Raw genomic sequence first — 18104 nt, forward strand, 5'->3', positions numbered from 1 at the left:
CCTGCATTCCGGGCCGCAAGTCCCGCTCCTTGCCCGTCAAATACGACAAGCGCCGATACAAACGCCGCAACCGCATCGAGATCATGTTCGGCCGCCTGAAGGACTGGCGCCGCATCGCAACCCGCTACGACCGCTGCCCAACAGTTTTCTTCTCCGCCCTCGCTCTCGCTGCCACAGTGCTCTTCTGGCTCTGATCAACGAGTCCTGAGCCTAGTTCCCGCTCGCCCGGGCCGAGCAAAGGCATCATGGCGCCGTGGTCAACGCGGTGCGGTGACCTTCATCAACCCGTGGCCGCAATCACTGCAAGGGCAGCCTCGCTGTTGACGACTTCGCCAATCTTTGCGCGGATATCGAACAGGTTGCCCTCGTGCGGGCCAGCCGCCCGGTCGGCGCAGGCATCGCCGACGACGAGCGGGACGAAGCCGTGACACAGGGCATCCAGCGCCGTCGCGCGCACGCAGCCCGAGGTCGAATAGCCGCCGATCAGCAGCGTATCCACGCCTTCGGCCACCAGCATCGACGCCAGCGCGGTTCCGAAGAAGGCCGAGGGATAGAATTTGGTGAGCACCCGGTCACCCGGCTGCGGGGTCAGCGCCTCGGGGAAAGCGCCGAGCGGGGAGCCGGCCATGAAGTTTTTCAGGCCCGGCACCTTGCGGAAGAACATGCCGCCCTCGGTGCCGTCGCGGTACTCGACATTGGTCAGGATCACCGGGACCCCGGCCGCACGCGCCGCTGCGGCCAATTGCACGGCCCGCTCGAGCGCCGCCTCACCGTGTGCGTAGAGCGGAGAGGCCGGGTCGAGGTAGGCCATGACCATGTCCACCAGCAGCAATGCCGGCCGCTTACCCGGCTCCAGTCCGCCGCCAAAGCCGGCGCCCACATAGTCGCTGTCGAGATCGTGCGGCTCAGCAGCCATAAAGTGCTCCCTGGTCAAGCAGCGCCTTGGCGCCGGTCAGTTCGTTGAGATCGTGAAGTTCGCCGGTTTCGGCGCGCAGCCTGCGTGAGGAACGCGCCTCGGCCAACCCGGCCAGCCAGCGCGGGCCGCAAGTCGCGAGGCCGCCCATGAGCAGCAGCGGGTGCAAGGCAACCGCCACGCCAAGCTCCTCCAGCACTGCCTCATCATCGGTCGGAGAAATCCCGCCCGCCGCCAGATTGTGGACCAACGGCACACGCCCGGCGAAGAGTTGCGCCACTTGCGCAAGTTCTGCCATGGTGCGCGGCCCCTCAATGAATACCGCGTCGGCGCCTTCCGCAAGAAATGCTTCGGCGCGTTCCATAGCCGAGGGCAGGCCCTCGACGCCGAGCGCGTCGGTGCGGGCGACGACAAGCATCTCGCCGCGCGCATCGAGCGCGGCGCGCACGCGGCCTACCGCCTGGTCAAGTGCTACCACCTGTTTGCCGGGCATGTGGCCGCAGCGCTTGGGGAAGGTCTGGTCCTCGATCTGCACCGCACTCGCCCCGGCGCGCTCGAGCATCCGCACGAAGCGCTGGAGCGTGAGCGCGTTACCGAAGCCGGTGTCACCGTCGGCGAGAAGCGGCAACTCGGTAGCATCGCGCATCAGCGCGATCGTATCGACCACACGGTCCGCAGGCACGAGGCCGAGGTCCGCGCGGCCGAGCATCGCCATCGACAGTCCTGCGCCAGAGACGAACCCCGCCTCGAACCCGGCCCGCTCGACCAACAGCGCCGTCAGCGCGTCCCAGCACCCCGGCATCGAAACGATGCCGCGTGTTGTCCGTTCGGCCAACCGGGTGCGGAGACGCGCGACATGGCTCATCCCAATTGTCCGGGAATATGGTCCTCGTGGTTTTCGAGGTACCACGCGGCGATCTCCTCGCGGGTCGCCCACCACACGCCGGGAAGCGACTTCGCGTGTTCGATGAACTCGCGCAGGGCGCGGACGCGGTGCGCGCGGCCCGAGACGTGAGGGTGCAGGCCCACGTTCATGATCCGCCCGGTCTTGGCGCCTTCCGCATAGAGCACGTCGAGCTCTTCGATCAGTGCATCGCGGAACTGGTCGGTGGTGAAGTTCTTGCGGGTAATGAAGGTGAAATCGTTGATCTCGTTGGAGTACGGAACTGAGACGATCGGGCCGTTGTCCGTGCGCAGCAGGTACGGCTGGTCGTCGTTCATGATATCGCAGTAGAAGGTGCAGCCCTCTCCCGCGAGGATGCCGGCGGTCTGCATCGTGCCGCGCAGCGAAGACGAGAGCCAGCCCTTGGCCTTGCGTCCGGTGAACTTCTCGTACTGCTCGAGGCTGCGCAGAACGATCTCGCGCTCCTTGGCGGGATCGCCTGCGAAACCGGTCAGCAGTTCGCCCTGTTCCCAGTTATGGGCAAGCAGTTCCCAGCCGCGTTCGAGCACGGCGTCGGTCATCGCCTTGCGGCGCTCGAACGTGACGGCGTTGGTTGTGCAGGTGGCAGGCACGCCCAGTTCGTCGAACAGGTCAAACAGGCGCCAGATCCCCACGCGCTGGCCATATTCGCGCCAGCTGTAATTGGGGAAATCGGCGACGTTGCCGGGCAGGATGTCGGGCAGGATCGCCGGGCCGCCCGCGTAATAGGGCTTGTCGGTGTCCTTGGTGATGTCCCAGGTTTCGAGATTGAACGTCAGCATAAGCGCGACGCGTGCGCCGTTTGGCCACTTGAGCGGCTTGCGCTGCGGGAGCGGGACGTAATCGTATTCCATCGCAAGAATCTCCGTGCGTTCTGGACGAGTCGGGTGCGGGCGAGAAGCCAGAGTAGGACTGGCCGCAGGCCGGCAGCTAACGATCGATGCCGCGATGCTCGCGTGTCGAGCAACGCTGCGAGGGCTGTCAGCCGGCCTTGAGGGCGACCAGCAGGTTGTCGATGATCTGGTGCCGGCGCGTGTCCAGCCGCGTCTGTGTTTCGGGATCGGGCTGCAAGGCGTCTATGTCCCGCGCTGTGATGCCGTGCCTGGCGAGCAGCGCTTCGGTCACGATCTGACGGTCCGCCACGACCCACAGTTCGCGGGCAAGCGCCAGCACGGCCTCGGCCACGTCATCGATGCGGGCGGGCGGCAGGATCTGCCGTTCGGCGGTGACGTCGCCGCCGGTCGCGGCGGCAGGCAGGGTGAAGGTATCGTCGCTCATGCCGGTTTGCGTCCGTAGATGATGTAGGGGTCGCGCCCCGGATTGGGCTGCCAGCCGCGTACGTCGGCGAAGCCGGCAGCGCGGGCCATCGGTTCCATGTCCAGTTTGGCGGTAGAGCGCCAGAACGGCTCGCCGCCCCATCGGGCCAGCCAGTCGAAGCGCCACGCGGTCATCCTGTCCAGGCTCTGCGTGCGCGCGACATCGGCCATGACCATGTCGCCGCCGGGCTCCAGCACACGGAATGCCTCGGCGAAAATTGCCTCGATCGCTTTCACCGGCATCTCGTGGTGGATGGCATAGGCGGTGACGAGGTCGAAGCTGGCATCGCCGAACATCGCCATGTCCTCGCCCATCCCGGTATGCAGGTCCCAGGCAAGGCCCTTCTCGTTGGCGACGCGCTGTGCCTGCTCCAGCATGCGGAGCGAAGGATCGATGCCGGTCAGCTTCGCATCGGGGAATACCTCGGCGATGGCCGAGGAATGATGTCCCGAGGACGTTCCGATTTCCAGGATGCGGGAATAGTCGCCTCGCGGGAGGGCGCGCAGAATGGCACGGCGATTGCCATAGATGTCGCCCGGAAATATCTTCGAGACATATTTCTTGTGGACCAGTTCACCGTGGATGAAACCGTTCCATGGTCCCGCGTCCCAGCCGCCGCGCGTGCGGTGGAACCATACCTTCGACCAGTAGTGCGGCGGCGTGAAATCGTGTGCGGTGATCGTTGTACCGCCCTCGCGCAGCGCTTCCAACTGCGGCACGAGCGTGTGTTCGACCTCGGTGAAGGCCTGCTCGGCTGCTCTGCCGTGCTGCTTGGCCGTCCATTCGCCCAGCAGGGCACGGGCCTGGAAAGCCGGCGAGGCGGCAAGAGCCGCATCGATCACACGGTGGCGCTGCTCCATATCCTCAGGCAGCGTTTCGGCGACGAAACCCTTTTCCGCAAGTTCGCCCTCGACCTGCTGCTGCAAACGCGAGGCGGCAAGCCGCGTCGTAACTTCGAAATCCATCAGCGCGCGGCCGCGCTGACCGAGGCTGAACTGCATAGCTCGCTCTCCATCTAGCTGTCTGCCGGTTGGCATGCCCGAGGCAATGGGGCCAGCAATCCACCACCACATATTCGCAGTGCGACAATCCGCATGTCCGGCCGTTTGGCTCGGCCCGGAGGTGTGACAGCAAGGGCCGGCCAGATCAACACCGGTCGATGAAGCCGGCACAATAGCCCGTTAGGGGGGAAGCATATCATGAAAACCATTTGGATGGCCGGATCGGCTGTCGCCATCGCACTCGCCACCAGCCTCGCCATGCCGGCAATGGCCCAGGACACTGCCACCCCCGCCATGGCAGATACCTCGACCGGAGGTGACATCGTCGTCACCGCCCGCAAGCGTGAGGAGACGATCCAGTCGATTCCCGCCGCCGTCGCCGCCGTTACCCAGGACGCGCTGGTCAAGGCCGGGGCGCAGTCGCTCGACGACGTGGTGCGCATGACGCCGGGCGTCACCTTCAACTCGGGCAACGCCGGCGGCCTCGCGGCCCCTGCCATGCGCGGCATCACCAACATCACCTCGACCACGTTCGACAACAACGTCGGCGTGTTCCTTGACGGGGTGTACCTCTCGGCCAAGTCGAACCTCGACATCGACCTGTTCAACCTCGCCCGCGTCGAGGTCATCAAGGGTCCGCAAAGCGCGCTTTACGGCAACAATGCCTTTGCCGGCGCGATCAACTACGTGCTCGACCGCCCGGCCGATCACCTCTCGGGCCGGATCAAGGCCTCGGTCGGCACCGACAACATGTATGAAGTAGCCGGCAAGATTTCCGTGCCGATCACCAACTCGCTGCGCATCATGGGCGTGGGCACCTATTCCCACTTCGGCGGCACGATCAAGAACGTGCAGGGATCGAACCTTGGCGGTTGGGACTACAAGGTTTCCGGCTCGGGCATGGTCGACTTCGATCCGGGCACCGGCTTCACCGCCAACCTGTTCTACTACCACTATCAGGACAAGATGGACGGCGGCGCGAACTACATGTTCACGAACGATTGCGGCGGCACCATCTCGCCGGTCGTCCTGCCCAACCGGGGCGGCAGCGACCGCCGCTTCGCTTGCGGCACGCTGGAGGCGCCCGATGCCGTCAACGTCGATCCGGGCTCCTACTCCAAGCGCAAGACCAACCTCGTCATCGGCCGCATGGGCTACGACTTCGGCCCCGTGGCGCTGCGCTACACCGGCTCCTATGCCAAGTACGACACGTTTGCGCTGCAGGATCAGCACCTCAATTCCTACGGCGGCACGCTGACCACGGCGCAGCGTCGATTCACCCAGCCCTACGTCGGCCCGGTGCGCGAGGCGAGCAGCGAACTGCGGCTCGAATCCTACGGCAACAAGGTCTTCGACTGGGCCCTGGGCGGCTACTATTATGACCGTAAGGCCAACCAGTCGGTAAAGGTGGGCTACGGTTACGACCAGGTGACCCCGTCGCTGGATCTCGTGAACATCGAGAACACGACGATGAAGTCGGTGTTCGGTCTCACCAACGTCAAGATCACGCCGACGCTCAGCATCGAAGCGCAGGGCCGCTGGACCTGGGAAGACAAGGACGGAACTTACACCAACCGCCTGACCGGCGCGGTCCTCGCGCCCGAGCAGGACTTCTCCTACGGCACCTACCGCGTGACCGGCAACTGGGAGTGGAACCCGGACAGGATGCTCTACGCGGTCGTCGCCAGCGGCACCAAGTCGGGCGGCTTCAACAACACCTCGGTGGTGAGCGAGCAGTCCTACGGGCCGGAAAAGAACACCAGCTTCGAGATCGGCAGCAAGAACACCTTCCTCGGCGGCCGGGTGATCATCAACGTCGCAGCGTACTACATCGACTGGACCGACGTTCAGATCGCGGTGCCGTCCTCGGTCATCGGGCAGACCAACCCTGTCACCAACATCGGATCGGCCAGCGTCAAGGGCTTCGAGTTCTCGACAGCGCTCCGCCCGACGCCGGACTGGGACGTCTCGTTCGGCTACAACTACGCAAATTCGAAGTGGGACAAGGGCACGGTGGACTACAGTTCGTCGCGGATCTGCCCGACGGCGGCGGTCTGCGGGTTGACGCAGGTCGGCACCGGCATCGACGTGGGCGGGTTCATGATCCCGCGCATCTCGGCGCACCAGATCTCGGCGGCCAGCACCTACACGATCCCGCTGGCGACCTCGGAAATCTACCTCCACGCCGACATGTCGTACCGCTCGGAGCAGGCGACCAACGCCATCGCGCTTCAGAAGGTGCCGGAGCAGACCTTCGTGAACGGCCGCATCGGCTGGAAGAAGGACGGGTATGAACTGGCGATCTTCGCCAAGAACCTGTTCAACGAACGGTATGTGATGTCCTCGGTCAACGAGCCGGAGTTCTATCCCTCGACCAGCTTCACCACAGGCTTCATCGGGAACGGCCGGGTTATCGGTGCCAGCCTCGAGGCAGCGTTCTGATCGTGACGAGGCGAGGTATCAGGGCGGTCCTGGGCGCAGCGCTCGCCCTGTGCCTCGCACCGGCTGCATCCGCATCCGCGCCCGCATCGGTGGCCGCATCGGTGGCCGCATCGGTGGCCGCTCCCGGGGGGCCGGGCGCCGATGCGGGGCCGGCGCCCGACTATGCCCGGCCCGAAAGCTGGGCGCTTCGCGGCGCCGCTTCGCCTGCGTCGCCGCCGCGCGATGTGGATGTATTCTATATCCATCCCACGACGTTCCTGTCGCAGGCATGGAACCAGCGGATGGACGACGAGGCGACCCGCGCCTGGACGCGCGACAGTGTCACCGACCGGCAGCTTAATGCCTTCGCCGCCTGCTGCCGCCGCTTCATGCCGTTCTACCGGCAGGCCTCCAGCCGCGCTTTCGTCGAGCGCGACGGACGCGGCGCGGCGGCCTACGATATCGCCTACGACGACGTGCGCCGCGCCTTTCGCACATGGCTGACGGAGAACCCCGACCGCCCCTTCATCCTTGCCGGCCACAGCCAGGGCGCCCTGCTAGGCCTGCGGCTGTTGAAGCAGGAGATCGCCGGAACCCCGCTCGCCGGGCGGCTGGTCGCAGCCTACCTCCCTGGCATCGGCATCCCGGCCGGGGCGCTGCCGCTGGACGTGCAACCCTGCCTGACGCCTGCCCAGACGCGTTGCCTCGTCTCGTGGAACGGCTTTACCCAGGACGCCGACGTCACTGCGTGGACCGCCCGCTCGGTAGCGGACTATGCCGTGCCCGGCCGCGACCCGGCCATCGTTTGTGTAAATCCCATCACCTTCGACGCCGCCCGCCCTGCTGCCCTTGCCGCAGAGGGCAAGGGAATGCTGCCCACCGCACAGCAGGGTAAGCCACCAGCGCCGATGATGGCCCATCCCGCCGCCGCACGGTGCCAGGACGGCGTGCTGCGCGTCCAGCCCTCGCCCGGCGTCGAGACGCCGCCGCTTCCGAACGGCAGTCTTCACATGCACGATATCGCCCTGTTCTGGGGTGACATTTCCGCGAATGCCACGTTGCGCGCCCTCAATTGGCGCAAGGAGCACCGATGACCAGCACGCCCTACCTCAGCCGCCGGACCCTGATAGGCGCCGCCGCTGCCCTGCCGCTTGCCGCGCCGATGCTGGCAAGCACCGCGCGCGCCGCTCCGGTCGAGCCGCAAGGCCCCTGGACGCAGAGCGGTTTCGTGGAGCGCGGCGGGGGCCGCCTCGCCTGGCGCGCGCTAGGGCCGAAGGACGGCGCGCCGGTGGTGTTGCTGCACAAGCTGGGCGGCTGGGCGGCCGACTGGCGGGGCGTCGCCCCGCTCCTCGGTGACAAGCGCCGGGTGATCGCCTTCGACCTCCCCGGCCACGGCGATTCGGCGATGGCAACCCCGCCGCCTTACGTACAGACCGTACCCGAAACCGCGGCCATGCTGCTGGCTGCGCTCGACGAACTGGGCATCGAGCGCGCCAGCTTCGCGGGTAATTCGCTGGGCGGCGTGGTCTCGACCGAAATCGCCGCACTGTGGCCGCAGCGGGTGGACAAGCTGGTGCTCGCCAGCGTCAGCCTGTTCTCGGGCTACGACCGCGCCGCGCTCGCCGAACTGGAGAAGAAGCGCGACGCCAAGGTCTACACCGCCGACTGGCGCCCGGTTCCCCGCGCCCGCGAAGGCGGCGCCGCCGGGTTCGGCACGCTGGTCCCCTCGGTCGACGTGGAGCAGGACGCCAGCCGCGCCCGCGCCGACCGCTGGATCCGCCCTTCGGAGCGCGGCGTCGGCCTGCTCAACACGCAGGCCGCGCTGGGCCGCACGATCGCTCCGCTGCTGTTCGTCTACGGCGACCGGGGCCATTACGTGAAGTATGTCGAGACGGGCAAAGCGATGCGCCACGACGCGCAGATCGTCCAACTCGCCGAAACCGGGTCGTTCGTCCACCAGGAACGCCCGGTCGAGGTGGCGGCGGCGATGCGCGCCTTCCTCGACGCGGACGCCTGAAGCCTCAGCCCACCACCCGGATGACGAAGCGCCCCGCTTTCGCCCTCAGCGGCGCAAGCGCGGCGTATTCGGACGAAGCGATGTAGGCACGCGCCGTCTCCGCGTCCGAAAATCCTAGCGCGACAACGACTTCCCCCGCCTCGGCGTCGCCCTCCAGCACCTCGCTGACGGAGCCGCGCACCAGCAGGTCGCCGCCCAGCTTCGCGTTCACGTGCGCCACCGCAGCGCGGTATTCGGCGAATGCGGCGATGTCGTTGACGACGACGGTGGTGAGGATGAAGGCGCCGTGCATGCTGGATCTCCTGTATTTCGCCCGGCCTGCCCTAGCAGCACGGCCCCCTCCTCCAGACCGCCGTTGCCCGCGCTAATCGCGGTGCGACTAGTCGCCGTTCTGGCAAGCGCCACGCCTCCCGCCGCCGTGATAGGCCGACCGGATCAACCGGGAGTGCGACGACGATGATGCAGGAAGCCGAGACGATTTACAGCGAAGTGCCCGCCAGTGTCTCGGGCTGGATCGCATCGCTGCGCCTGGAACAGACCATCGGCAACCGCGACGTCGCCGCCGGGCGGCGGCCCGTGATCCACCCCGCCGACGGCGAGGTCATCGCCGAGTGCCCCGAGGCGCAAGTCTCGGACGTGGACGCCGCCGTGGACGCCGCGCGCGCCGCCTACCCCGGCTGGGCCGCGCTGTCGTGGGGGGCCCGGCGCGAGCGGCTGGAAGCCTTCGCCGACGCACTCCACCGCAACCGCAAGGCGCTCGCCTTCATCATCGCCGCCGAAACCGGGCGCCCGCTGCGCCGCGCCTGGAGCGAGGTGTTCTTTTCGGTCGATTTCGTGCGCACCATCGCCGCGCAGGAACTGCCCGAAACCGTCTATGACCGCGCCGGGCTGCGGGCCCGCCTCGTCCACCGGCCGCTCGGCGTCGTCGGCGCCATCGCGCCGTGGAACGCGCCGGTGATCCTCGCCGTCGCCAAGATCGCCAACGCGCTGCTCGCGGGCGATACCCTGGTCCTCAGGCCCGCGCCGCAGACGCCGCTCTCGGCGCTGTTCATGGGGCAGCTCGCGCGCGAGATTTTCCCGGCGGGGGTCTACAACACCATCACCGGCGACGCCGCTGTCGGCGCCGCGATGGCATCCCACCCCGGCATCGCCAAGATCTCGTTCACCGGCTCGACCGGCACCGGCCGCCTGATTGCCGCCGCCGCTGCGCCGACGCTCAAAAAACTGACGCTGGAACTCGGCGGCAACGATGCGGCGATCGTGCTGGACGATGCCGACCCTGCCGACGTCGCGGCCTGCGCCTATGCCATCTCGCTGCAGAACGCCGGCCAGTTCTGCGCCGCGATCAAGCGTCTCTATGTCCACGAAAGCCTTTACAGCGCGGTGCGCGACCGCCTGCTGATGCTGATGGAGAACGCCACCGCCGAATCGCCCTTCGACCCCGCCTCGACGATGGCCCCCCTCCAGAGCCAGGCCCAGTTGGACCGCGTCGCCGGCTTTGCGCAGGACGCCGCCGGCCGCGGCTGCACCGTCCACCAGGAGCCCTTTGCCGAAACCACCAGGGGCTTCTTCATGGCCCCCGCGCTGGTCGAAGGATGCTCTGCCGGAATGCCGCTGGTGGACGAGGAGCAGTTCGGGCCGGTCCTGCCAATCATGCCCTTCACCGATGACGAAGACGTGCTGACTCTCGCCAATGCCGGCGAATACGGCCTCGGCGGATCGGTGTGGAGTGCCGACGTCGAGCGCGCGATCGCCCTTGCCTCGCGCCTGGAGTGCGGCTCGGCATGGGTCAACCAGCACGGCGCCTACAGTGCGGGACTGCCGCTGCCCTTCGCCAGGCAGTCGGGCCTGGGCATGGACTACGCGCATTTCGGCGTGCTCGAACATGCCCGCGCGATGCTGATCAACGCGCGGGTCTGAGCCGGGCGGCGGGCCTTGTCGCCTGTCGATCATCGCCCGTTCAAATCCTCGCCCGCCCGCACCGCGCGCCTTAGCGTGAACCGACAAAAGAACATCGCAGCAAGGAACATCCGATGACCGTGCAACACCCCTCGCGCGGACCCGACAGCCTCGGCTTCCGCCGCCTGTTCGGCGTTCTGGGCCCATCCACCAACACCGTGGTCCAGCCCGACTTCGACGCCATGCGCCCCTACGGCGTGACCAACCATTACAGCCGCATCGTGGTCGATGACGCACAGGCGGTCTCGGACGAGACCTTCATGGCTGGCACAATGGAAATCGACGCCAACACCGCCGCCGCGGTCACGGGGGTGCTCAGCTGCCGCCCCGACTACCTCGTCATGGGCATGTCCGCCGTCACCTTCTACGGCGGCGCCGAGGGCGGCCGCAAATGGCGCGAGAAAATCGAGGGCATCGCCGGTATCGGCGTATCGACCGGGGCCGAAGCCGTAGTCGCCGCGCTCAAGGCATATGGCAACATCCGCCGCGTCGCGGTGATCTCGCCCTACTGGCCGAGCGCCAATGCACAAGTGAAGACCTACCTCGCCGACCATGGCTACGAAGTGGTGCGCGACCTGCCCCTGCAGTGCCGCTCGTGGACGCAGATCGCTCAGGTGCCCGAGACCCGGATGCGCGAAGGGTTCCACGCGCTGGACGGGGACGACATCGAGGCAATCGTGCAGGTCGGCACCAACCTCTCGACCGTCGCCTTCGCCGCCGCTGCGGAGCTGTGGCTGGGTAAGCCGGTGATCGCGATCAACGCCGCCACCTACTGGCACGCCTTGCGCGCCAACGGGATCGCCGACCGGATGCCCGGATTCGGCCGCCTCCTCACCGACTTCTGATCTCCATTCCCTTCCCGACAGGACAGACATGACCACCACCCGCAGAACCCAGGTCGTCGTTGCCGGCGGCGGCCCCGTCGGCGCGGTCGCCGCCGCCTATCTCGCCCGCCACGGCATCGACGTCGTGCTTGCCGAAGCCGGCGCCGACTGTGCCCAGGACCTTCGCGCCAGCACCTTCCACCCGCCGACGCTCGAAATGCTCGACGAACTGGACGTGACCCCGGCGCTGATCGAAAAGGGCCTCAAGGCCCCGGTCTACCACTGGCGCGACCGCCGCAGCGGCGAGATCCTTGCCTTCGACCTAGGTGAGATTTCGGACGTCACCCGCTATCCGTTCCGCATCCAGTGCGAGCAGTACCATCTTGCCCGGATGCTGACCGAGCGGCTCGCCACGCTGGACCGCGCCGAAGTGCTGTTCAACCACCGCGTCGTCCACTTCGCGCAGGACGACAGCGGCGTCGAGGTGCATCTCGAAAGCCCGATGGGCATCGAGACCGTCAAGGCCGACTACCTGATCGGCGCGGACGGCGCGAGTTCGATCGTGCGCAAGTGGCTGGGCACCGAATTCGACGGCTTCACCTACCCCGAACGCTTCCTGACGCTCAGCACCACCTGGCCGATCGAAGAGGCCATGCCCGGTCTCGCCCATGTCAACTACGTGTCCGATCCGGACGAGTGGATGGTGCTGCTGCGCGTGCCTTCGGTGTGGCGCGTGCTCGTCCCCGCGCATGAGGAGAGCGAAGAGTTCCTGCGCTCGGACACCAAGAAGAACGCCGTGTTCGACGGCATCATGGGCGACGGGGCGGCGGTGGAAACCGAGCACCGCACGATCTACCGCGTCCACCAGCGCGTCGCCAAGCAGTTCCGCAACGGCCGCGTGCTTTTGGTGGGCGACGCCGCCCACCTCAACAACCCGCTCGGCGGCTTCGGCATGAACAGCGGTATCCATGACGCCTTCAACGCGTGCAGCAAGCTGGTGGAGATCATCAAGGGCGGCGCCAGCACCGACCTGCTCGACCTCTATGACCGCCAGCGCCGCAAGGTGACGTTCGACTTCACCCAGCGCCAGACCATGGAGAACATGGAAGCGATGCGCGCCGGACAGGGCGAGACCCACGTCAAGCGCGAAGCCGCCATGCGCGCGCTGCTCGGCGATGACGAAAAGCGCCGGGCGTACCTGCTGCGTCAGGCGATGTTCGAAAGCCTGGATCAGGCCTCCGCGATCGGCTGATCCCGAGGCCCGATGAGCTTGACTTATCGGGCCTCGATTAAGCCCTTGGGGGGCTTGAGCATTTCCAGGGCGTGATGCGTCAGTATGACATCCGTTTGAACCACCGTTGTCTTTGCGAACTTAAAGAAGCTACGCTCGCAAAGACAACGGTGGTTCGAGACGATTTCATTACACTCTAGGCGGCGTGGACACATTCCACCCTGAAAGACCGACGGCTTCGGCACGCGAAGGCAATTGCGAAAATGTCGGCAATTGGGACGAAAACTCACCCAGTTGAATCGACCTAATCTGTCCACATCGCCTGGCGCATCGGCGGTTATCGATAAGCCGACAATATATCCCTCGGCGGCTGCTCTGCGCGCCGCTCGGCGATCTTTTCGGGCGTCAGCCACGAGAGGATCGCGCCGTTGTCCTGCCCGCCCTCGAGCGCCTCGCGGATCCACGTCGCGATCGTCTGGGGATGGTCGCCAATCAGGTTGACCACGGCTTCGCGTCCGGCGCGTTCCGCCTCCGGTACGCGCGCATGTTCGCGGAAAAAACCTTCCGTCATCACCAGTCCGGGGCTCAGCCCGCCAACCTTGTAGGCGCTTCCTTCCGCCTCGCTTGCGAGCGCGCGGGTCAGGAAAGTCAGCGCCGCCTTGGTCGTGGCATAGCCGTTCATGCCCGGAACCGGCTGCCCGTCCGCCCCTGCTCCAAGCATGTTCCAGACCTCGCCGCCGCCCTGCCCGGTCATTCCGGCGATGGCGACGCGGCAAGCGGTCATCGTGCCGACAAGGTTGATACCCACCATGCGGCTGAACTCGTCCGCTGCCATGCCCGCCAGCGGACGGCCGGTGAGCGCGAGCCCGGCGTTGTTGATCCACCAGTCGACCCGGCCCGCCTCGGCCTGCACGCGGTCCCACAGCGCCTGCACCTGCGCCTCGTCGGTGATGTCGCAGGCGACCATCCGCACCCCGTCGAAGTCGTCCGCAGTTTTCGCGCCGCAGCCGAAGACGGTGTGCCCCGCTGCCGCCAGTTCGCGCGCGATGGCCCGGCCAAGGCCCTGCCCGGCGCCGGTCACAACGGCGACGCGGCCTGGTTCTGCTGTCATTTCGGCGATCCTCGGGTCAGAGATAGGTCCAGCCGCGGTAGCTGTCACCCGCGCGGCGGCTTGGCAGGAAGCGGTCGAGCTGCGCCTCGCGCGCGATGGCGGCTAGCGCGGCGTCGGCCTCGCGGATCACTTCGTCTTCGTCCCAACGGGTCGAGCGACCGGATTCGATCAGGCGCTCTCCGGCGACGAACACCGAATGGACCTGCGAACCCTTGCCGCCCCATACCAGCGAGCCGAGCAAGCGGCGGTCGTCCCAGGTGGGCGCGATCTCGGCGCGGGCGACGTCGATCATAACGATGTCCGCAGCCTTGCCGACCTCGAGCGAACCGCAGTCTGCCTCGATCAGCAGCGAACGGGCGCCGCCCAGCGTCGCCATTTCGATCGCCCTCTCGGCATTGAGCCAGAGCGCGGTATCCGGCCGCTCGCCGCCGGCGGCGACCCGCGCCTTGACCGCCAGGTTCTGGCCGAAGATCGCGTGGCGCATGTTCTCGAAGGGGTCCTGGCTGTCGCTGACGAGCGGCGCATCGGTGCCAAGGCCGGGCAGGATTCCCGCGCCGAGGAAATCGTGGACTGGAATCCCCTGCCCGTCGAAGAAGCGCAGCGTCGGCACCAGCGCGAGGCGCGCGTCGTGTTCGGCCAGCAGCGCGTATTCGTGCGGCATCAGATTGACGCCCTTGCCCACATAGATCGGACCGTGGTCGAGCAGACCGAAATCGCGGTAGTAATCCGCCTGGCCGCCCTGGAAACCGCGTGACTTGAGCATCGCGCCCCGGCTGTTGTCCGTCATGTCGACGCCGAAAGGCAGGCCCAGCGCCAGCGTTCCCTCGTGAATGCGGCGCATGTCCTGCGGGTCGGAGCGGAAGCTGTAATTGACGAAGCTGCCCGCCACGGTGAGCCGTTCGCTGGTGAAAGCGCGCAGGCGTTCCAGTTCGGCAAGGCCCTCGTCCACGCTCTCGCGGCCGTCCTCGGGAATGCGGTCGTCGATGATGCAGCGGCACAGGAAACCGCGCATGCCGCTGTCGGCCAGCGCTTGCCAGCTGCCATCCACCGAATCCTTGCGGGCATTGGTGAAGTGCTCGTCGTGAGTGGCGGTGTAACCGGCCTTGAGCATTTCCAGCGCATGGAGGCGCACGATCGCATAAGTGCGTTCGGCGTCCATGCGGGCGCTCGCGGCAAAAAGCTGCTCCAGCAGGCTGCGTACCGCCGCCGGAATGTCGAGTACCGGCCAGCGATCGTCATTGTAGCCCCGGAAGGCATTCTGGACGAGGTGGTTATGGCCGTTCGCCATGCCCGGCATGACGACCATGCCGCCCGCGTCGATCACCTCGCGCGCGGGCGGCATGGTCTTATCCATCGGGCCGATGGCACTGATCCTGCCGCCCGTGATAGCCAGGTAGCCGTGTGTGAAGACCCTGCGTCCTGCATCCAGCGTGACGAGGTAGCCCCCCCGGATCAGGGTATCCGCGGGCGCCAGGCCTTCATCGGTCATTGGGCAACGGCTTTCGCGAACTTGTCCTCGTCCAGATCGTAGAAGCACAGGGCCACGATGCTGGCGACAAGGAAGGCGAAGGGAATGAACGAGGCCAGCCAGTAGATCGCCTCGATCGCCGAGGCGGGCTGCTCGCCATGCGCCGCGTTCTGGATATAGCCGGTCTTGCCCAGAACGATCCCGGTCAGCGCCGCGCCGAGTGCATAGGCCAGCTTCTCGACCAGCGTATAGACCGCCGAGAGCATGCCCTCGCGGCGCATGCCGGTGCAGCGATAGTCCCACTCCATCGTGTCGGGCAGCAGCGACTGGCCGAACAGCAGCACCGCGCCGCCCATCGCGCCCAGCGCCACGGCCCGGCCATAGACCGCCGCCAGCGCCTCATCCGGGCCGACGAAGTACCAGCTCAGGTAGATCGCGCCGTAGAGGAACGTGCCTGCCATGTAGATGAAGCGCTTGCCGCGCATGCGGGCAAGGCGGACCCAGACCGGCTGGACCAGGATCATCGTCGCGTAGAACACCAAGAAGTAGATGCCCATGCGCGCATCGCCGAGCTTGAGAACACGCTGGAACAGGAACGGCATCGCCGCCTGCGTCACCGCCAGCGCCATGAGCTGCAACAGTTTGACGACCAGCAGCACGACGAAGGGCTTGTTCCCCGCGAGCGAGCGCAGCTTCTCGCTCCAGGTGGCCTTCACTGCGGGGCTGTAGTGGAAGGGCGCATTGCGCGTGCCGCGGAAGCAGGCCGCCGCGGCCGCAAGCACCACGACTGCAAGGAAAACCGACAGCGCGGTGTGGCCGGCACGGCCGCCGCCTGCGTACGTCATGATCTGCGGGCCGACGAAGACCGCCAGCAACGAAGCCACGGCAACCGCCGAAACACGGAACGAGATCAGGCGCGAACGCTCATGCAGCGAAGATGTCATCTCCGCCGGCATTGCCATATAGGGAACCGAGAACGCCGCATAGCCGGTCGCGTAGACCAGCAGCGAGAGCACGAGGAAGCCGACGGACAGTGCGCCGCCGCCGGCAGGAATGTTGAACAGCATGAGCGCCGCGAACGCCAGCAGCACGCCGCCAGCCAGCAGGAACGGACGGCGCCGTCCCATGCGCGACTGGGTGCGGTCGCTGGCTGCACCGATGAGCGGGTCGATCACCGCGTCATAGAGCTTCGAGGCGGCGATGAGGCCGCCGGCCAGCACCGCGCTGATGCCCGCATAGTCGACGACGTACCGCAGCAGCAGCACGTTCACCGAATTGAACAGTGCGGCCACTGCTACAGTGCCCAGCCCCCAGGCGAGGCAAGTCTGCAGCGGAAGCGCGCCGCTTTGACCTGGGGACGCCTCTCGGTCGGTCTCGGCGGTAGTTCCGGTCATGGCGGTCATGCTGTTTGCGTACCTTGTCAGTTTGCCGCGGCCTGGGCTTTTAGCCCTGCGCGTTCGAGTATTTCCGGGACCGAGCGGCGCACCGCCGCGATCGGAGCACCGGCCACCAGCCGCGCGAAACGATCGCGCTCGGCGGTGATCTGCGCGGCGAGGTCACCTGAGGGGACGAACTCGTCGAGCTCCTCGCGGGTGACCGAACCGTTGGTTTCCAGAAGGTGCTCGGTCACGATCTGGCGATCGCGCATGATCCACACTTCGGAAACCAGCGCCATGAGCATGCGCGCCACGTCGGTGACGCTGTCAGGGCCAAGATAGTCCTTGCCGGTCGGTTCCATCACGCGGCCTCCGCCTGGGGAGCCGAGGCCGGCTTCATCGCCCGCGTGACCCATGGGTACTGGTCCTGCCCGATGGCGTAGGACTCGACGTTCTCAAAGCCCGCTTCCTTCAGCATCGCATCGAGACTGTCGTGCAGCACGGCCGAGAAGAACGGCTCCTCGCGGTGCTCGGTGTCCCAGTCGAGGATGACCGCGTGGAACATCGAGACTGCGCGGAACGGCGGCGGATCGGACAGGACGATGTCCGCGCCCGGCTTCATGATGCGGAACATCTCGCGGAACATCTCGCGGTTGGCCTTTGGGGGCAGCTCATGGTGCAGCGCATAGGTGATCACGCCGTCGAAGCTCTCATCGGCCTCGCCGGTGTCATGCGCCGCATCGGCCAGCTTGAGGTGGACCGGGAAGCCGAAGCGCGAGGCCATCTTCTGTCCGTTTTTGAGCAGCAGCGGCGACAGGTCCGAGCCGTGCAGCTCTGCCTCGGGGAAGACCGCATTGACCGCCTTCAGCGTCGAGACGCCGCCGCAGCCCGGTTCGTAGATCCGCGCGTAGGATGCCTTGGGGAACTGCTTGATGGTATTGACGCGCTGCTTGGTGATGTCATCACCCACGCCAACGGCGGCATAGCCGCCATGGCTGAACACATAGGGCCCGACGCCGTAGGCGAAGAGCGCACCGTAAAGGTCGTAACCGTCCCAGCCGCCCGGCTCGAGATGCCATTCGACCTGGTCGTAGTATTTGGGCACCGAGACTTCCGCTGCGAGGTCGAGCGTGCCGAGCAGTTCGGTCTCGCCCTGCGCAGCGTTGAACGCCTCGAACTTCTCGCGGCGTTCCTCGATCGCGGGGATGCCGCGATTGAAGTTCTCCTCGGCGACCCAGCGCTGGATAAAACGCTCGAGCCGGTAGACGTTGTCGCGTTCGCAGACTTCGCGCGCAGCGTTGATGCGCTCGCGCGCGCTGGTGCCCGGCTCTGCAGCGGCGTGCTGGGCCGCCAGTTCCTTGCCGCGCTTGTCGGCCTCGAAGGCCTCCGCCGCCATCGGCCGCAGCACGCCCGAAGAGTACTTCTGCACGGCGCCGAGCAATTGCATGCCCGCGCGCCCGCGCTGGGAAAGCGCGAAGGTGGGCACCGCGCCCGCCTTCAGCGTCGTGTCATCGAGATTGGTCAGGAATGTCATGGGACTTGCT

Annotated in this window: 18 protein-coding genes; 7 read left to right on the forward strand and 11 right to left on the reverse strand. The window is 66.7% G+C overall.

The features are described from left to right. Positions 1 to 194, forward strand: a 194-nt coding sequence (locus GVL61_RS17695) for a transposase (protein ID WP_159981987.1), incomplete at its 5' end; no start/stop codon positions are given. Between the two features lie 86 nt (positions 195 to 280). Here GVL61_RS17695 and GVL61_RS17700 read toward each other — a convergent pair. The 5 genes from GVL61_RS17700 to GVL61_RS17720 all read right to left on the reverse strand — a co-directional run bounded on the left by GVL61_RS17700 (position 281) and on the right by GVL61_RS17720 (position 4153). Continuing rightward, entirely contained in the window at positions 281 to 916 is a 636-nt protein-coding gene (locus GVL61_RS17700) for an isochorismatase family protein (protein ID WP_159981988.1), read from the reverse strand. Then, the gene (locus GVL61_RS17705; RefSeq protein ID WP_159981989.1) at positions 906 to 1778 is read right to left on the reverse strand and encodes an oxaloacetate decarboxylase; all 873 of its coding nucleotides are present in this window, start codon (positions 1776 to 1778) and stop codon (positions 906 to 908) included. The genes GVL61_RS17700 and GVL61_RS17705 overlap by 11 nt, the downstream gene beginning before the upstream one ends. Then, positions 1775 to 2689 carry a polysaccharide deacetylase gene (locus GVL61_RS17710; RefSeq protein WP_159981990.1) on the reverse strand — a complete coding sequence of 305 codons (915 nt, stop codon included), beginning with the start codon at positions 2687 to 2689 and terminating at the stop codon, positions 1775 to 1777. The genes GVL61_RS17705 and GVL61_RS17710 overlap by 4 nt, the downstream gene beginning before the upstream one ends. Positions 2690 to 2816: 127 nt before the next feature. Next, positions 2817 to 3113, reverse strand: coding sequence for a hypothetical protein (locus tag GVL61_RS17715; RefSeq protein ID WP_159981991.1), 297 nt, complete (start codon positions 3111 to 3113; stop codon positions 2817 to 2819). Continuing rightward, complete coding sequence (locus GVL61_RS17720; protein ID WP_159981992.1) at positions 3110 to 4153, reverse strand: class I SAM-dependent methyltransferase; 1044 nt, start codon at positions 4151 to 4153, stop codon at positions 3110 to 3112. The genes GVL61_RS17715 and GVL61_RS17720 overlap by 4 nt, the downstream gene beginning before the upstream one ends. 198 nt (positions 4154 to 4351) lie before the next feature. Here GVL61_RS17720 and GVL61_RS17725 point away from each other — a divergent pair, with 198 nt between their 5' ends. The 3 genes from GVL61_RS17725 to GVL61_RS17735 are packed head-to-tail and all read left to right on the forward strand — an operon-like array spanning position 4352 to position 8591. After that, positions 4352 to 6595 (forward strand): TonB-dependent siderophore receptor, encoded by a 2244-nt coding sequence (locus tag GVL61_RS17725; protein ID WP_159981993.1) that lies wholly within the window; start codon positions 4352 to 4354, stop codon positions 6593 to 6595. A gap of 2 nt (positions 6596 to 6597) precedes the next feature. Then, the gene (locus tag GVL61_RS17730; RefSeq protein WP_159981994.1) at positions 6598 to 7668 is read left to right on the forward strand and encodes a DUF3089 domain-containing protein; all 1071 of its coding nucleotides are present in this window, start codon (positions 6598 to 6600) and stop codon (positions 7666 to 7668) included. Then, positions 7665 to 8591: an alpha/beta fold hydrolase gene (locus GVL61_RS17735; RefSeq protein ID WP_159981995.1), complete on the forward strand. Its 927-nt coding sequence runs from the start codon at positions 7665 to 7667 to the stop codon at positions 8589 to 8591. The genes GVL61_RS17730 and GVL61_RS17735 overlap by 4 nt, the downstream gene beginning before the upstream one ends. 4 nt (positions 8592 to 8595) lie before the next feature. Here the strand turns inward: GVL61_RS17735 and GVL61_RS17740 are convergent, their stop codons facing one another. Continuing rightward, positions 8596 to 8883 (reverse strand): DUF1330 domain-containing protein, encoded by a 288-nt coding sequence (locus GVL61_RS17740; RefSeq protein ID WP_159981996.1) that lies wholly within the window; start codon positions 8881 to 8883, stop codon positions 8596 to 8598. Positions 8884 to 9047: 164 nt separating this feature from the next. On the opposite strand from GVL61_RS17740, the gene GVL61_RS17745 reads away from it, so the two are divergent. The 3 genes from GVL61_RS17745 to GVL61_RS17755 all read left to right on the forward strand — a co-directional run bounded on the left by GVL61_RS17745 (position 9048) and on the right by GVL61_RS17755 (position 12626). Beyond that, a complete protein-coding gene (locus tag GVL61_RS17745) occupies positions 9048 to 10511 on the forward strand; it encodes an aldehyde dehydrogenase family protein (RefSeq protein WP_159981997.1) in 1464 nt (487 codons plus the stop codon). Between the two features lie 113 nt (positions 10512 to 10624). Next, a complete protein-coding gene (locus tag GVL61_RS17750; RefSeq protein ID WP_159981998.1) occupies positions 10625 to 11395 on the forward strand; it encodes an arylmalonate decarboxylase in 771 nt (256 codons plus the stop codon). 28 nt (positions 11396 to 11423) lie between these two features. Further along, on the forward strand, positions 11424 to 12626 hold the full coding sequence (locus GVL61_RS17755) for an NAD(P)/FAD-dependent oxidoreductase (protein WP_159981999.1): 1203 nt from the start codon (positions 11424 to 11426) through the stop codon (positions 12624 to 12626). A 316-nt stretch (positions 12627 to 12942) separates the two neighbouring features. On the opposite strand, the gene GVL61_RS17760 is transcribed toward GVL61_RS17755, so the two are convergent. From GVL61_RS17760 to GVL61_RS17780, 5 genes are read right to left on the reverse strand one after another with little or no spacing between them, the layout of a single operon-like run. Continuing rightward, positions 12943 to 13716 carry an SDR family oxidoreductase gene (locus GVL61_RS17760; protein WP_159982000.1) on the reverse strand — a complete coding sequence of 258 codons (774 nt, stop codon included), beginning with the start codon at positions 13714 to 13716 and terminating at the stop codon, positions 12943 to 12945. 16 nt (positions 13717 to 13732) lie between these two features. Next, complete coding sequence (locus tag GVL61_RS17765; protein ID WP_159982001.1) at positions 13733 to 15205, reverse strand: amidohydrolase family protein; 1473 nt, start codon at positions 15203 to 15205, stop codon at positions 13733 to 13735. Next, complete coding sequence (locus GVL61_RS17770; RefSeq protein WP_159982002.1) at positions 15202 to 16587, reverse strand: MFS transporter; 1386 nt, start codon at positions 16585 to 16587, stop codon at positions 15202 to 15204. The genes GVL61_RS17765 and GVL61_RS17770 overlap by 4 nt, the downstream gene beginning before the upstream one ends. Positions 16588 to 16604: 17 nt before the next feature. Continuing rightward, on the reverse strand, positions 16605 to 16925 hold the full coding sequence (locus tag GVL61_RS17775; RefSeq protein WP_159982003.1) for a hypothetical protein: 321 nt from the start codon (positions 16923 to 16925) through the stop codon (positions 16605 to 16607). Next, a complete protein-coding gene (locus tag GVL61_RS17780) occupies positions 16922 to 18094 on the reverse strand; it encodes a class I SAM-dependent methyltransferase (protein WP_159982004.1) in 1173 nt (390 codons plus the stop codon). The genes GVL61_RS17775 and GVL61_RS17780 overlap by 4 nt, the downstream gene beginning before the upstream one ends. Positions 18095 to 18104: the final 10 nt, after the last annotated feature.

The sequence above is a fragment of the Novosphingobium sp. 18050 genome (genome assembly GCF_902706195.1).
GTDB lineage: Bacteria > Pseudomonadota > Alphaproteobacteria > Sphingomonadales > Sphingomonadaceae > Novosphingobium.

Coding starts and splice junctions, on each gene's coding strand:
- GVL61_RS17700 (WP_159981988.1), bottom strand. CDS start 916: ATGGCTGCTGAGCCGCACGATCTCGACAGCGACTATGTGGGCGCCGGC.
- GVL61_RS17705 (WP_159981989.1), bottom strand. CDS start 1,778: ATGAGCCATGTCGCGCGTCTCCGCACCCGGTTGGCCGAACGGACAACA.
- GVL61_RS17710 (WP_159981990.1), bottom strand. CDS start 2,689: ATGGAATACGATTACGTCCCGCTCCCGCAGCGCAAGCCGCTCAAGTGG.
- GVL61_RS17715 (WP_159981991.1), bottom strand. CDS start 3,113: ATGAGCGACGATACCTTCACCCTGCCTGCCGCCGCGACCGGCGGCGAC.
- GVL61_RS17720 (WP_159981992.1), bottom strand. CDS start 4,153: ATGCAGTTCAGCCTCGGTCAGCGCGGCCGCGCGCTGATGGATTTCGAA.
- GVL61_RS17725 (WP_159981993.1), top strand. CDS start 4,352: ATGAAAACCATTTGGATGGCCGGATCGGCTGTCGCCATCGCACTCGCC.
- GVL61_RS17735 (WP_159981995.1), top strand. CDS start 7,665: ATGACCAGCACGCCCTACCTCAGCCGCCGGACCCTGATAGGCGCCGCC.
- GVL61_RS17740 (WP_159981996.1), bottom strand. CDS start 8,883: ATGCACGGCGCCTTCATCCTCACCACCGTCGTCGTCAACGACATCGCC.
- GVL61_RS17745 (WP_159981997.1), top strand. CDS start 9,048: ATGATGCAGGAAGCCGAGACGATTTACAGCGAAGTGCCCGCCAGTGTC.
- GVL61_RS17750 (WP_159981998.1), top strand. CDS start 10,625: ATGACCGTGCAACACCCCTCGCGCGGACCCGACAGCCTCGGCTTCCGC.
- GVL61_RS17755 (WP_159981999.1), top strand. CDS start 11,424: ATGACCACCACCCGCAGAACCCAGGTCGTCGTTGCCGGCGGCGGCCCC.
- GVL61_RS17760 (WP_159982000.1), bottom strand. CDS start 13,716: ATGACAGCAGAACCAGGCCGCGTCGCCGTTGTGACCGGCGCCGGGCAG.
- GVL61_RS17765 (WP_159982001.1), bottom strand. CDS start 15,205: ATGACCGATGAAGGCCTGGCGCCCGCGGATACCCTGATCCGGGGGGGC.
- GVL61_RS17770 (WP_159982002.1), bottom strand. CDS start 16,587: ATGACCGCCATGACCGGAACTACCGCCGAGACCGACCGAGAGGCGTCC.
- GVL61_RS17780 (WP_159982004.1), bottom strand. CDS start 18,094: ATGACATTCCTGACCAATCTCGATGACACGACGCTGAAGGCGGGCGCG.